Here is a 14556-nt window from a genome sequence, read left to right as displayed (position 1 = left end):
GAAATTATGTCGTTATAATGTTATATTATGCATTAAATATTTTTCGATGAACTCTATAACTTCAGTGATACGTTAATGACAAAAAGAAGAACAATGAATTGGAGTAATCTTAGCTTTCGGCGACGATTACTGTTTGTTATGACTATCTCAGGGTTAGTTAATTTATTGGTTCTCTCTCTAACTGGTTTTGGTTACCTAAAACATTGGGAAGCACAAGATACCGGTGAGAAGGCATTAGGTATTGCAAAATTCTTGGCGCAATCTCCAGCGGTTATTGTGGCGCTAAAAACTCAAAGTCCCCAACTGATCACCGATAAAGTTGAAGCAATGCGATCCTCCATAAACGCCACGTTTATAGTTATTGGTGACGAAAACGGTATTCGTTATACCCACCCTGTTGCGAACCGAATTGGTAAAGCGATGAAAGGCGGTGACAATAATAGAGCCTTATTGTTAGGCGAATCATATGTCTCTTTTGCCAAAGGTTCATTAGGCAACTCTGTTCGTGGTAAAACGCCCGTTTTTGATGGTAATGGCGATGTTATTGGGGTGGTTTCGGTTGGTTACCTTCTCACAAGTATTGACGATAAAGTGGAGCACTTTTTAAACTTCTTAATTGGCATGGCACTTTTAGTGGTGTTGGCTAACGCATTTTTCTCCAACTTTATCGCGAAAAGATTTCAAAGCTCAATATTAGGTTTTGAGCCTGAAGAGTTTGGGCGGCTGTATGTTGAACTTGAAGTGACGCTCAGTACCATCAAAGAAGGGGTGATAAGTATCGATGCTGAAGGATATGTTCGTTCAGTGAATCGCAGCGCATGTGAGATTTTAGAGCTAAACTCCCATGAGGTGCTTCATAAAAAATTGAAAGATGTATTACCAGAGAGTGATTTAAGTGATATTTTATTAACACACCATACGCAACATGATGTAGATGTGATTTTAAATGGTCATGCGATTGTTGCAAACCGAAAATTGATTCGGGTTGATGATAGAGTCGTTGGTGCGGTATCGAGTTTTCGATTAAAAGATGAGTTGACCGAACTCACTAAGCAGTTATCACAAATTAGAGAGTATGCTGATCTGCTACGATCCCAGACTCATGAACATAGAAACAAACTTAATACGATCAGTGGGATGATCCAACTTGGAAAAACCAAAGAAGTGTTGAGTTTAATAGGTCAAGAAACACAACATTATCAGCAGCTTATTCGTTTTTTGAGGGACACGATCGATGAGCCTGTTGTCGCTGGAATATTGTTAGGGAAAAGTGAGCGAGCCAGAGAACTCGGGTTGATTTTTGATATCGATGAAGGGTGCCATTTAGCTCGACTTCCTGAGCATATACGAGCCGAAGATGTCGTGACGCTGATTGGTAACTTTATTGATAATGCATTTGATGCCTGTATATCAAATACGAATGCGTCTACTGCTCAGAAAGTCGTGTCAGTGAGTATTTCTGATTATGGCCAAGAAATTATTATTGAAGTGGAAGACAACGGCTGTGGTTTACCCTGTGATGTTGACCAGAAAAAGTTAATGGAAAGAGGAGTTTCCACTAAATTACAAAAGAATCGAGGCGTGGGTCTCTATTTAGTACAACAAATTATAAATCAGTACAAAGGGCAGTTGGTGATGGAAAGCGAAAATAATGAAGGCACCCGGATGACTGTTTTTATACCTAAGAAGTTTCCAAAGGATTGAATGATGACAAATAGTAAAAATATTAGTGTGTTGATTATTGAGGATGACGCTGGCATAGCTGAAATTCACCGACGCAATTTAACCAAAATCGATGGTCTAGATGTCATTGGTATTGCAACAACGAAAACAGAAGCTGAAACGTTACTTGAAGTCCTGAATCCAGATTTGGTTCTACTTGATGTTTATTTGCCTGATGGAAACGGTCTCGATATATTAAGAGATTTACGCCAGCAGAAGCACGCTTGTGACGTTATTCTCATTACCGCTGATCGTGATGTAGACACATTACAAGAAGCAATGCGAGGAGGGGTCGTTGATTACCTTCTAAAGCCGGTGGTTTTTGCAAGACTGGAAGAGTCTCTAAGTAAGTATTTGAAGCAAAAAAATAAATTTGGTGTTTTAGATGGTTTAGATCAAAGTGTTGTTGACTCGATGATCTCAACAGGTGTTGAGAGTAACGCTTCTCAAGTACGTCTACCAAAAGGCATCGATGGCGTAACCTTAGATAAAGTTCGTGTTTTATTTGAAGAGCATGATGAAGTCACCGCAGATAAAGCGGGTGTGTTAATTGGTGCAAGCCGAACAACGGCAAGGCGATATCTTGAGCACCTTATCTCTTCGGGTGAGCTAGAGGCGGATCTGAACTACGGAACGGTTGGTCGCCCTGAGCGAACGTACAAAAAGATTGCGCGATAAGGACTCTGTAAAAATAGTTAACACAGCCTACTCATGAGTAGGCTGTTTTTATTTGTAGATACTTTTGCTATATAAGTTGTTTCAGTGCAGCAGCAATATCAGTCACACTACTAGGGTCATCAATCGTTGAAGGTATGATGTACTCTTCTCCATCAGCCACTTGTCGGATGGTTCGTCGTAGAATCTTGCCAGAACGCGTTTTGGGTAATCGGTCCACAATCACCACGGATTTGAAGCTGGCGATGGCGCCGATCTCACTTCGAACCAACTGCAGTAATGCTTTCTCTATATCACCGTTGACGGAATAGTGTCCATCTTTCAAGACAACTAGGCCTAAAGGGATTTGCCCCTTGAGTTCATCGTGAGCACCGATAACGGCGCACTCAGCAACATCATTGTGAGAACCTAAAATAGCTTCCATCTCACCGGTGGATAAGCGATGTCCTGCCACGTTAATCACATCATCGATTCTACCCATGACAAACAGGTAGCCCTCTTCGTCAATAAAACCGCCATCTCCTGACACATAATAACCAGGGAATTGAGATAAGTAGCCTTGTTCAAACCTATCATGATTACGCCAAATAGAGGGGAGACAACCTGGTGGCAATGGGGTTTTGATGACAATGTAGCCTTGTGTATTATTTTGAACAGGATCGCCGACTTCATTGACAATATCGACGATAAATCCCGGTGTTGCTTTGGTGGCGGATCCCGCTTTAATGGCAAAACTCTCCAATCCAATAGGGTTACCGGCAATTGCCCAACCTGTTTCTGTCTGCCACCAGTGATCAATGACAGGGCGGCCTGTTTTGGATTCAACCCAATCGAGAGTGGCTGGATCGAGTCTCTCTCCAGCCATAAAGATGGTTCTCAATGCAGGCATAGGAAAGGAGTGAAGCAACTTACCTTCTGGGTCCTCTTTTTTGATGGCTCGGAAGGCAGTAGGTGCAGAAAAAAGAACGTTAACGCTGTACTCCTGACAAACACGCCAAAAAGCGGCTGGGTCGGGTGTTTTTACCGGTTTCCCTTCAAATAGAATGGTGGTACAGCCATGAATAAGAGGTGCGTAAACAATATAGGAGTGACCCACAACCCAGCCAACATCTGAAGCTGCCCAATAAACATCACCAGGGTGAGTATCATAAATCGTATTCATGCTGTACTTCATTGCAACCGCATGACCACCGTTATCACGAACTACGCCTTTGGGCTTTCCAGTCGTACCAGAGGTATAGAGCAGGTAGAGCGGATCGGTAGCAAGTAAAGGAACACAGTCATGAGGAGAGGATAGAGCAACCGTCGGGCCCCAATCGATATCTCGTGTTTCATGAAGGTCTGCTAGTGACTCTTCTCGCTGAAAAACCACGACTTTTTCTGGCTTCCAACGGCTGTCTAAGATCGCTCTGTTCACTAAAGGCATATACGGAATGACCTTTTGCACTTCAATACCACACGAAGCAGTCATGATCACTTTAGGTTCAGCATCTTCAATACGAATGGCTAGCTCATGAGGGGCAAAACCGCCAAAAACCACAGAGTGAATGGCCCCAAGTCGAGCACATGCCAACATGGCGATGGCTGACTCTGCAATCATTGGCATGTAGATGACAACACGGTCACCCTTTGTCACGCCTTGATCTGCTAACATGCCTGCCGTCTTGGCCACTTGGTCGCGTAATGCTTGATAGCTATATTGTGATTTCTTACCAGTAACAGGGGAGTCATAGATAAGGGCAATTTGATCGCCTCTTCCATTTTCCACGTGGTAATCAAGCGCTAAATAAGCGGTATTCATGACACCATCCGCAAACCAGCGGTCAATGCCATTCTCATCTTTACTTAAAATCGTTTTTGGAAATTGAAACCACTCAATGGCCGTGGCTTGCTGACGCCAAAACGCTTCGGGTTCATTTTTTGCCAACTGATACTCTTTTTGGTAGGTACTCATCGGTGGTTCCTTTTTCGTTGAGAATTGGCGTTAATTTATACTGAACATCGCCATAAATTCGTTGACAGCCGTTGCTTCAAGTTGCTTTTGGTTTGCGCAGAGTTCAACAATCTTTTGGCATTGGACTGGTGGGAATCGGGTCTGTAAGTTACGAGCAAACTTTTTCTCTAGTACCGGTATCCCTTCAGCTCGGCGACGACGGTGTCCAATGGGGTACTCTATTTCCACTTTTGATGTTGAGCTTCCATCTTTAAAGAAAATTTGCATCGCGTTGGCAATAGATCGCTTGTCTGAATCTAAATAATCGTCGGTGTAACGTTTGTCCTCCTTGATCACCATCATTTCACGAAGTTGGTCAATAGTTTGATGACTATTGTGAAACTCATCTTCATAATGTTCAGCGATTAAATCCCCAAAAATGAGAGGAACAGCGGTCATGTATTGCAAGCAGTGATCGCGATCAGCCGGGTTGGCGAGCTTCCCTTTTTTGGAGATAATACGAATAGCCGATTCATGGGTGACTATTTCGATACGCTCTATCTCATTCAGGCGCTCTTTAACCTCTTCGTGTAAGATAACAGCACATTCGACGGCTGTTTGCGCGTGAAACTCTGCAGGGAAGGAAATTTTGAACAGCACATTCTCCATGACATAACTATCAAATCCTCGGGTGAAACTAAATGGCTTCCCTTTGAACTGAACGTCGTAAAATCCCCACTGAGGTGCCGTAAGTACCGACGGCAGTCCCATCTCACCTTTCATTGTGATCATCGCTAAACGTACTGCTCTTGATGTGGCATCTCCTGCCGCCCAAGATTTTCTTGAACCTGCATTGGGAGCATGACGATAAGTTCGTAGTGACGACCCATCCACCCACGCTTGCGATAGGGCATCAACAATTTGATCAACACTGCCACCAAGCATATGGGTGATGACAGCTGTTGAAGCGACACGTACTAAAAGAACATGATCAAGTCCGACACGGTTAAAGCTATTTTCAAGTGCAATAATGCCCTGAATTTCATGCGCTTTAATCATAGCAGTGAGTACATCATTGATAGTCAGAGGTGCTTTTCCGTTAGCCACAGCGACTTGGCTTAAATAGTCTGCGGTAGCAAGAATGCCACCTAGATTATCAGATGGGTGACCCCACTCAGCGGCAAGCCAAGTATCATTAAAGTCTAACCATCTGATAACACAGCCAATATTAAAGGCAGCAGTCACTGGGTCGAGTACATGTGAAGTTCCGGGTACTCGAGCACCATGTTGTACCGTCGTTCCAGGCACAATAGGACCTAAGTGCTTAGTACACTCAGGAAAACGTAAAGCGAGTAACCCACAACCTAATGTATCAATTAAACAGTTTCTGGCGGTGTTATATGCTTCGTCTGAATCGATCGTGTGGTGACTAACGTATTCGGCAATCGTCTGAAGCAGTTCATCTGGCGCTGGTCGAAGGTTACTCTCTACGTTATTGTCAGCGCTGGTTTGTGTCGTGGTGCTCATGGTCATATATCCTTATAGACAGTTAGTATTAAAGTCGGTACGTTGTGCAATTGGTAGCCACTCTTGATGCTCTGGCCCTTGATAATCGGCACTTGGTCGAATAATTCGGTTATGTTCTCGTTGCTCAAAAACGTGAGCTGCCCAACCAGTGACACGGCTCATCACAAAAATGGGTGTAAAGAGCTTGGTCGGGATCCCCATAAAGTGATAAGCCGAAGCGTGGTAGAAATCGGCATTAGGAAAGAGATTTTTCTCTCGCCTCATTACCTGCTCTACACGTTCTGATACGGCAAACAGTTCTGGGTCGCTACTGCTGGTGGAGAGTGCTTGTGACCAGGTCTTTATGACATCACTACGCGGATCAGATTGGGTGTAGATAGCATGGCCAAACCCCATGATTTTCTCTTTTAGATTCAACATTTTCATAATGCCCGCCTCGCCCTTTTCTGGGGTAGGCCACTGCGATAGCATCTCCATGGCAGCTTCATTTGCGCCTCCATGAAGTGGCCCTCGTAAACTACCAATGGCAGCAGTGACACAGGAGTGAAGATCAGAAAGCGTTGATGCACAGACTCTTGCTGTAAAAGTAGAAGCATTAAATTCATGCTCGGCATAGAGAATAAGTGAACAGTGCATAACATCAATATGCTGATCAGAGGGAGGGGTATCAGTGAGCATTTCTAAAAAGTAGCCCCCTATGCTCTGTTGTTTACTGTTGCTGGTGTCGATACGAACACCATCGTGACTGAATCGATACCAGTAGCAGATAATGGCGGGTAGAAGAGAGAGTAAGGTATCGCTCTTATCTTGTTGCTCTGAAAAGCGCAGCTCTTGATCAAGGTTACCCAGCATAGAACTACCCGTTCGCATTACATCCATAGGATGCGCATCTGCAGGAATAGCTTCTAGAACAGTTCGAAGTGCTGCCGGAAGTCCTCGTCTTGAAAGCAATGTTTGGCGATAATTATCAAGCTCACTTTGAGTCGGGAGTTTCCCTTTTAATAATAGGTAAGCGACCTCTTCGAATTCAGCATTCTGGGCAAGATCTGTGATGTCATAACCACGATAGGTGAGGCCAGTGCCCGATTTACCAACGGTACAGAGTGAGGTAGTACCGGCATTTTGCCCTCGTAATCCTGCACCACTATTTTTAGTCACATGACTAGCTGCAGATGGCTGCTCTTTGTTGATAGCTAACGTTGACATAGTAATCTCCTTATTATTTTTGATCGTTATAGAGTGAGTCCAGTTTTTGCTCGTAGTGGTGGTAATTCAAGTAGCTATAAAGTTGTTCACGAGTCTGCATGGTGTCGACAACATCTCGTTGGTGCCCTTCAGAGAGTAGACTTTGGTAGACATTCAGTGCAGCTTGATTCATGGCTCTGAATGCTGAAAGAGGGTAGAGCACCATGTCGACATTGCACTCAGTAAGTTCATTTGTGGAGAACAATGGCGTTTGACCAAACTCAGTAATATTGGCTAATATCGGCACATTAACGGCTTGAGAAAATTGTTGATACTGCTCTAAGGTATTGATTGCCTCAGGAAATAACATATCGGCACCGGCTTCAATGTAGGCTTGAGAACGTTCAATTGCACTGTCAATTCCTTCTACGGCTAAGGCATCAGTTCGAGCCATGATGACAAAACTGTCATCTGTTCTTGCATCTACGGCTGCTTTGATGCGGTCAACCATCTCTTGCGTCGATACAATGGATTTATTCGGTCTGTGGCCACATCTTTTTTGAGAGACTTGGTCCTCCATATGGACTGCAGCGGCACCAGCACGCTCCATCTCTTTGATGGTTTTAGCGATATTAAATGCACCGCCAAATCCAGTATCGATATCAACGAGTAACGGTAAAGTTGTTGCCGCTGTAATACGACGAACATCTTCTAATACGTCATTTAAACTGGTAATCCCAAGGTCAGGCAGACCATAGGAAGCATTCGCGACGCCACCACCGGAAAGGTAGATAGCTTGATGCCCAACCTGTTCTGCCATCATGGCGCAGTAGGCATTAATGGTGCCGACAATTTGTAATGGTTGCGAGTGGGTAACGGCACGTCTGAATTTTTCGCCTTGATTCATGCTTGTAACTCCTGGTTAGTGTCTAACTGTTTCTCAATTAAGTCCCGGCTATGCTTGATATGTCTTCTCATCAACATTTCCGCCAGTTCACTGTCGCGTTCTTTCAGTGCCAACAAGATATGTTTATGCTCACTTAACGCGGTTTCTGGACGAGAGTGAGAACGTGGAGATTGATAGCGGTACATACGTAATAAATGATAAAGCTCATGGCACAACAGGTTGATCAATTTACCGTTTCTGCTGGCTTTAATGATTCGGTAGTGGAAATCAAAATCTCCGTATTGATGAAAATAAGAGGCACCATCGACTTGATTGATGTGTGTTTCATGCTGGAGTAAAAGGTGAGATAGCCCATCTAACTCTTGAGAAGTGATATGCTGACAAGCAAGATTAATGGCCATTCCTTCGAGTGCTTCACGGACGCTATAAATTTCGAGAAGCTTTTCGTGGCTTAATAACACCACACGAGCACCAACATGAGGAATACGCTCAATAAGGCCCAAAGATTCAATCTTCATTAATGCTTCACGCAAAGGGCCTCTACTCATATTGAACGAGAGGGCAAGTTCAGCCTCAGATATTTTACTGCCTGCAGGATAATCACCGCATACAATGGCGTCTATTAGCTGCTCAGTTAAGTTCTCTGATTTTGTTAATTCCGTCATGGCAAACCCTGATTGTCAACAATATGTGTATTTATGGTTAAATATTAGCCTTTATTTTTAATAAAACAAACATATTGTCTACAATCTTTAGTCTAATACAAAAAAACAGCGCAATGTGCACTGTTCGGTTTGACTCGAGATTTTAAAGAATTAACGGATGGGAGCAGAGTCGGCTAGCTGTGCTTCTAGAAGCATTCGACTGCGCTTTATGTGTCTGCGCATAAGCATTTCAGCCAACTCAGCATCGCGATTTTTGATTGCAAATAGAATATGTTCATGTTCTTGAAGTGCAATTTCTGGGCGAGAGTGGGTTTGAGGAGATTGATAGCGGTACATTCGCTGTAAGTGATAGAGTTCATCACACAATAACGTGATCAGTTTACTATTCCTGCTCGCTTTGATAATGAGGTAGTGAAAGTCATCATTTCCCTGCTGCTTGCAATACGAGTTTCCATCGACACTGTTGATGTGCACTTTATGTTGTTCGAGAAGAGCGGTTAACGCTTCAATCTCAGCTGTCGTGATATGTTGACAGGCTAGGTTGGCTGCCATTCCTTCTAAGGCTTCTCTAACCGAATAGATTTCAGTTAATTTACTCTTAGACAACTTGACGACTCGGGCACCTACATGAGGGACCTTTTCAACTAATCCAAGAGATTGTACCTTCATGATCGCTTCACGAAGAGGCCCTCTACTTACTTGAAAAGTCTTAGCTAGGTCGGCCTCTGAAATCTTACTACCAGCAGGGTACTGTCCATTGACGATGGTTTCTATCAGTTGGTCTGTGAGGCTTTGAGATTTCGTTGGCTCTTTATTAATGCTTTTGTCATTAATGAATTGCTTGGATTTTGTTAAAATGTGTGATGGAGTCATAGATAATTGTCGACAATGGTTTGATTCTTTTTGGAATAATAGCTTATACTCTGCGAAGAGCAAGAGAATTGTAGACAATTCCTGTTCTGGCTAAAATCAAGGCTATATCCGGTTGAAATTTTAGATATAAAAAAACAGCGCCTATTGCGCTGTTTTTTTTCGTCGGTACCTATAGTCGGAAGCGTGATTAATTTTGCTCTGTGTGTGGTCGTCTGGTTCTGAATCGGTTGATTGCAGTGAGCAACAATGGAGCAAGCAGTACAATAGCGGCAATCGACGTAAAGGTCAGGGTCAGTGGACGTTGCCATAAGAAGCTAAGCTCACCATCACTGATCATTAAGGCCCTACGCAAGTTCTCTTCCATTAACCCCCCGAGAATAAATCCTAATAACAGAGGGGCCAGAGGGAAATTGGCCAGTCGTAAGAAAATCGCAACGACAGATACCAGAATCATAATAAATACATCGATAGTATTAAAGGAGACCAGGTAGACACCTGTGATTGAGAAGAACACAATCATTGGCAGCAATACGGTTCTAGGTACCGCCAATACTCGTGAAATATATGGAATCAATGGAAGGTTTAGAATAACCAGAACCACGTTACCAAAATACATTGAGATGATGACTGACCAGAATACTTCTGGGTTATCAACAAACAGACGAGGACCAGGTTGAATACCGTAAGCGATCAAAGCACCCAGCATGATAGCTGTGGTACCAGAGCCAGGAATACCGAGTGTTAGTAGCGGTACAAATGAGCCACTTGATGCAGCGTTGTTCGCTGACTCAGGAGCAACTAGACCACGAAGGCTACCTTTACCAAATTCCTCTTTTTTATCCTTTGGTGCAAGATTACGCTCCAAACCATAACTTAGGAATGCAGCGATAGTGGCACCAGCACCTGGAAGGACACCGACAAAGAAGCCTAAAATTGAAGAACGAATAGCAACTGGAGCCGCCTCTTTAACTTCCTCTTTAGTGATCTTCATACTACCCAGCTGAGCCATCGATTGACTTTCAGCTTCTGAGTTATCCTCTTCAGGTTTTAAAATGCCCATTAGTGTCTCACCAAGTGCAAAGGTTGCCATTGCAAGCAGTAAGAAGCTAAATCCATCCATTAAATCAGTAAGACCAAATGTAAAGCGCTCAACGCCTACACCTTTGTCTATGCCGACAGTCGATAGCATCAAACCTAATATGGTCATCATCCATGCTTTGATGACTTGCCCACGGCCTGCAAAAGCGGCAACTGCGGATAAACCGACTAACATCAGTGCAAAATAATCGGCAGACTGAAAGCTTAACGATACTTTAGCCAGTGCAGGGGCAGCGATAAGAAGCATGATTGCTGAAAGGGTACCACCTGTAAATGATGAGTAAGCAGCAAGCGCAAGTGCTTTACCTGCTTGGCCCTTTTGAGCCATAGGATAACCATCAAATGCAGTTACTACAGTTGAAGAACAACCAGGAGCATTGATTAAAATTGATGAAGTAGAACCACCGAATACGGCGCCATAGTAGACACCAGCCATCAGGATCATACCGGAAGCAGGTTCAAGGCCATAAGTGATAGGGATCATTAAGGCGATGGCAGAGATTGGACCCAGACCGGGTAGCATGCCAATAAAAGTACCCACAAAACACCCAATCATCACCATCATTAGGTTGGTTGGCATGATTGCTGTTGATAAGCCAGCTAAAATTCCATCTAACATTGTAATACTCCTACAAGCTTAAAAACAGGTAACCAGGTTCTAGGTAGATATCCAGACCTTTGGTTAATAACAGCCAAAACGCGGTGACAAAAGGAAATGAGGCACCAATAAGAATCGATTTTCTTCGTTCTCCGAGTAGCCAAAAACCACCAAGTAGAAAGAGACTTGTGGACAGTAAGAAACCAAGCCAGCTCAGACCAACACCATAGGCTGTCATTAATACGACGAAAGCGAGTAATAAGCGCCAGTTAAATCCAATTACAGCACCACTCTCTTCATTGGGACGTGCGACGACAATAAGAAGTAGTGACAGGAAGATACCGATTGCTGAAAGCAAATAAGGTAGTGTACGAGCGGTAAACGGTTCGTATTCATCTCCAGGAAAGAAGGGAATTTGAGTAGTTTGATAACCATAAGTTAAGCAAACAATCAGGAAGATGAGTCCACCAATCCGATCTCTGCTTAATAGAGAAGAAGACGTTAACTGCATTTGGCTCTCCAATATTGTAAAAATATAATGTGAAGCAAGAAAAAAGCCACATCAGTAATACATTGACTGACTGTATTTCGATTCATATCCGGTGAAATCGATGATGTGGCGAGTATTTAGGCCAAGGTAGCGCTAAATAAATTTATTGTTGGATAGATACACTTGTGTATCTATCCAATTTATTACTTAGGTAAGAGTGTAGATACCTATGTTAGTTATTGGCTACTTTAAGAAGCCTAGTTCACGCATTAGATCGCCAATCAGTGTCTCTTGGTTCTCTAGGAACTTGTAAAAGTCTTGGTCAGGCTTGTAGTTATCGATCCAGCCGTTACGGTCACGAACAGTAACCCACTGATCAGTCTTGTACATCTTGCTAAGGACTTTATTAAACCCATCTACTTTCTCTTGGCTAATACCAGGAGCAGCGAAGAATCCACGCCAGTTAGCAAACACAGTGTCGTTACCCATCTCTTTTAGAGTAGGAACGTTTGGAGCTGCAGCTAGACGCTCTGGAGCCGTAATCGCTAAGATACGTACTTGGCCACTTTTAGACATTTCTAACACTTCACCAAGACCTGTTGATAGAAGTGGAGTTTCACCTGAAAGAACGGCTGCCATTGCTTTACCGCCAGCATCATAAGCGATGTAACGAACTTTACGTGCGTCAAAACCTTCACCTTTAAATGCAGCTGCAACAACTAAGTGGTCCATGCTTCCGCGAGCAGAGCCGCCAGCAATTTTCACTTTACGTGGGTTCTCTTTAAAGTCAGCAACGACCTGTTTCCAACTTGTGTACTTTGAATCACCAGCAACAACGATTGCGCCATAATCCGCAATGGTAGAGGCGATAGGTGTCAAATCACGGAATGATTGTGGAAAAATGCCCGTTAATGAACGAATAACGATAGGAGTAGAGTTCACCATCAACGTATCTTGTTGACGATCAGCTGTTTCGATCATGTGTGCAATCGCTTTACCGCCACCGCCACCAGAAAGGTTTTGGAAAGAGACTTGTTTAACGAGGTCGGTTTTAAGTAATACATCACCAGTACCACGAGCGGTCATATCCCAACCACCTCCAGCACCACCAGGGATAATAAAGTGAATTTTGTCCAGATCAGCTGCAAATGCGGTACTTGATAAAGTCGCAATACTTGCAGCGATGATGGATGTAGTTACACGCTTTCTAAGTTGCTTGAGCATGGTTCACATTCCTTATGTTTGAGGCTGATATTTATTGTTAATAACTAACTGGTTTAATACCCGACGATTTTATTACTACCTACGAAGGGGGATTTAACTTTAACATACGAGTTAAGTTACAAGAATGTTAATATTAAGTTCGTGGTGTCGCTAGCAATAATAAATAATGGGGATTAACGTCTTTCAAGCCATTTTGTTCATAATGTTTTCTATTGAATCTGAGACAAAAAAACGTTTTCAGTTAGCAAAGTAAAAAACTTGCGCTTGTGTCTCTGTATAAAGTGTAGTTGTTGATAGGTAAGTTTGTAGTGCGAGGCCTTTATTTATCGATACTATATACGGTGAACTTTCGCTGTAGATTATAAAAAAGATTAACCAAAAGCCATTTGTATAAAAGTATTAACCTGTAAGTCACGTTCCATAAACTCTGATCGAAACGCTGAAAACTTTGGTATTTTCAATAAGGTTGGATTTAGGATGTTAACATTTTTTAAATATGATGAGGGGAAGCGGATTGCTTATGCACTGTGATTACTATTTGTTAACAAGGGTGTTAATAAAAATGAGGTTTTACTGTGCGGGGAAGTGACGTCGCGAGCATATTGAAGGCGCGTGACTCCAAAATACTGGAATCACGCAATGCATAATCGGTTAGTAGATGACATTATTATGGTATTGACTGAGGATAGATACCATCTTATCCATTGTCTCTTTTGATGGTGGGTTAACACCTTCAAGAGGGTAATCAAGCCCTAACGCTTCCCACTTATGGGCGCCAAGCTTGTGGTAAGGGAGCAGTTCAATCTTCTCAATGTTCGTCATCTCTTTAATAAACTCCCCCAACTCTCTGGCGGATTTCTCATCATCGGTAAAACCCGGGACAATAACGTAACGAATCCAGGTTTTTTGGTCAATTTTTTGCAAGTATCGAGCAAAATCAAGGACGCGTTTATTGGAGACACCAGCTAAGTCTTGATGAATAGAGTCATCAAGCTGTTTCAGATCTAGCATGACTAAGTCAGAGGCTTCAAGAACCTCATCGATAACTTCTGAATGCTTACGAATATAACCATTAGTATCTAGACAGGTATGGATACCTTCAGCTTGTGCTGCTCTAAAAAAATCTCTGACGAATTCAGGTTGAAGCATAGACTCCCCCCCTGAACAAGTAATACCACCACCAGATGCTTTCATAAAGTGGCGATAACTTTTCGCTTCATTAATGATCTCTTCGACAGTGACTTCCTTACCTTCGTGTAAATCCCATGTGTCACGGTTATGACAATATTGGCAGCGCATTAAACAGCCTTGAAGAAAAATGATAAAACGAATTCCAGGACCATCAACGGTTCCACATGACTCAAATGAATGAATGCGACCTTTTACTGACATAACGACGTTGCTCCACTAGGGCTTTATTATGGATGTTATTTTATTACATTAAGCCTGTTTAATGTAGATAAAACGGCACTTAATTAAGGAATTTTTTTTCAAATAAACCGAAGCTTTACACGTTCGTCATCTCGAAGAAAGTAATCGTGTCGTGGAGAATGTCATATTTCATAAGATTAAATGTTAATTTTATTAACACGCACCTCAATATTATTTCACAAATGCCGATATGCTATGAACAATAAAGAGCCTCATAATATAGTGAGC

General features: G+C 42.8%; 12 protein-coding genes. 2 read left to right on the top strand and 10 right to left on the bottom strand.

The features are described 5' to 3' along the window. Window positions 1-93 precede the first annotated feature (93 nt). On the top strand, window positions 94-1704 hold the full coding sequence (locus L4C32_RS18280; RefSeq protein WP_428198332.1) for an ATP-binding protein: 1611 nt from the start codon (window positions 94-96) through the stop codon (window positions 1702-1704). Beyond that, window positions 1705-2400 (top strand): response regulator, encoded by a 696-nt coding sequence (locus tag L4C32_RS18275; protein WP_428198331.1) that lies wholly within the window; start codon window positions 1705-1707, stop codon window positions 2398-2400. It abuts the gene before it with no gap. A gap of 67 nt (window positions 2401-2467) precedes the next feature. Here L4C32_RS18275 and L4C32_RS18270 read toward each other — a convergent pair whose 3' ends face one another. The 10 genes from L4C32_RS18270 to pflA form a co-directional block, all read right to left on the bottom strand. Then, window positions 2468-4351, bottom strand: a complete 1884-nt coding sequence (locus tag L4C32_RS18270) for a propionyl-CoA synthetase (protein WP_428198330.1) — start codon at window positions 4349-4351, stop codon at window positions 2468-2470. A 30-nt stretch (window positions 4352-4381) separates the two neighbouring features. Then, window positions 4382-5857 carry a bifunctional 2-methylcitrate dehydratase/aconitate hydratase gene (locus L4C32_RS18265; protein ID WP_428198329.1) on the bottom strand — a complete coding sequence of 492 codons (1476 nt, stop codon included), beginning with the start codon at window positions 5855-5857 and terminating at the stop codon, window positions 4382-4384. 12 nt (window positions 5858-5869) lie between these two features. After that, on the bottom strand, window positions 5870-7063 hold the full coding sequence (prpC, locus tag L4C32_RS18260; RefSeq protein WP_428198328.1) for a bifunctional 2-methylcitrate synthase/citrate synthase: 1194 nt from the start codon (window positions 7061-7063) through the stop codon (window positions 5870-5872). A 13-nt stretch (window positions 7064-7076) separates the two neighbouring features. Continuing rightward, window positions 7077-7949, bottom strand: coding sequence for a methylisocitrate lyase (prpB, locus tag L4C32_RS18255; RefSeq protein WP_428198327.1), 873 nt, complete (start codon window positions 7947-7949; stop codon window positions 7077-7079). Next, on the bottom strand, window positions 7946-8614 hold the full coding sequence (locus L4C32_RS18250; RefSeq protein ID WP_428198326.1) for a GntR family transcriptional regulator: 669 nt from the start codon (window positions 8612-8614) through the stop codon (window positions 7946-7948). The genes prpB and L4C32_RS18250 overlap by 4 nt, the downstream gene beginning before the upstream one ends. A gap of 150 nt (window positions 8615-8764) precedes the next feature. Beyond that, window positions 8765-9487, bottom strand: a complete 723-nt coding sequence (locus L4C32_RS18245; protein ID WP_428198325.1) for a GntR family transcriptional regulator — start codon at window positions 9485-9487, stop codon at window positions 8765-8767. A gap of 187 nt (window positions 9488-9674) precedes the next feature. Beyond that, a complete protein-coding gene (locus tag L4C32_RS18240) occupies window positions 9675-11204 on the bottom strand; it encodes a tripartite tricarboxylate transporter permease (RefSeq protein WP_428198324.1) in 1530 nt (509 codons plus the stop codon). Between the two features lie 10 nt (window positions 11205-11214). After that, a complete protein-coding gene (locus L4C32_RS18235) occupies window positions 11215-11694 on the bottom strand; it encodes a tripartite tricarboxylate transporter TctB family protein (protein WP_428198323.1) in 480 nt (159 codons plus the stop codon). A 222-nt stretch (window positions 11695-11916) separates the two neighbouring features. Then, the gene (locus tag L4C32_RS18230; RefSeq protein ID WP_428198322.1) at window positions 11917-12897 is read right to left on the bottom strand and encodes a tripartite tricarboxylate transporter substrate binding protein; all 981 of its coding nucleotides are present in this window, start codon (window positions 12895-12897) and stop codon (window positions 11917-11919) included. A gap of 651 nt (window positions 12898-13548) precedes the next feature. Next, complete coding sequence (pflA, locus tag L4C32_RS18225) at window positions 13549-14289, bottom strand: pyruvate formate lyase 1-activating protein (RefSeq protein WP_428198321.1); 741 nt, start codon at window positions 14287-14289, stop codon at window positions 13549-13551. Window positions 14290-14556 lie beyond the last annotated feature (267 nt).

The organism is Aliivibrio kagoshimensis, assembly GCF_050337105.1.
Taxonomy (GTDB): Bacteria; Pseudomonadota; Gammaproteobacteria; order Enterobacterales; family Vibrionaceae; genus Aliivibrio_A; species Aliivibrio_A kagoshimensis.
This window is presented reverse-complemented; position numbering and strand designations above follow the sequence as displayed.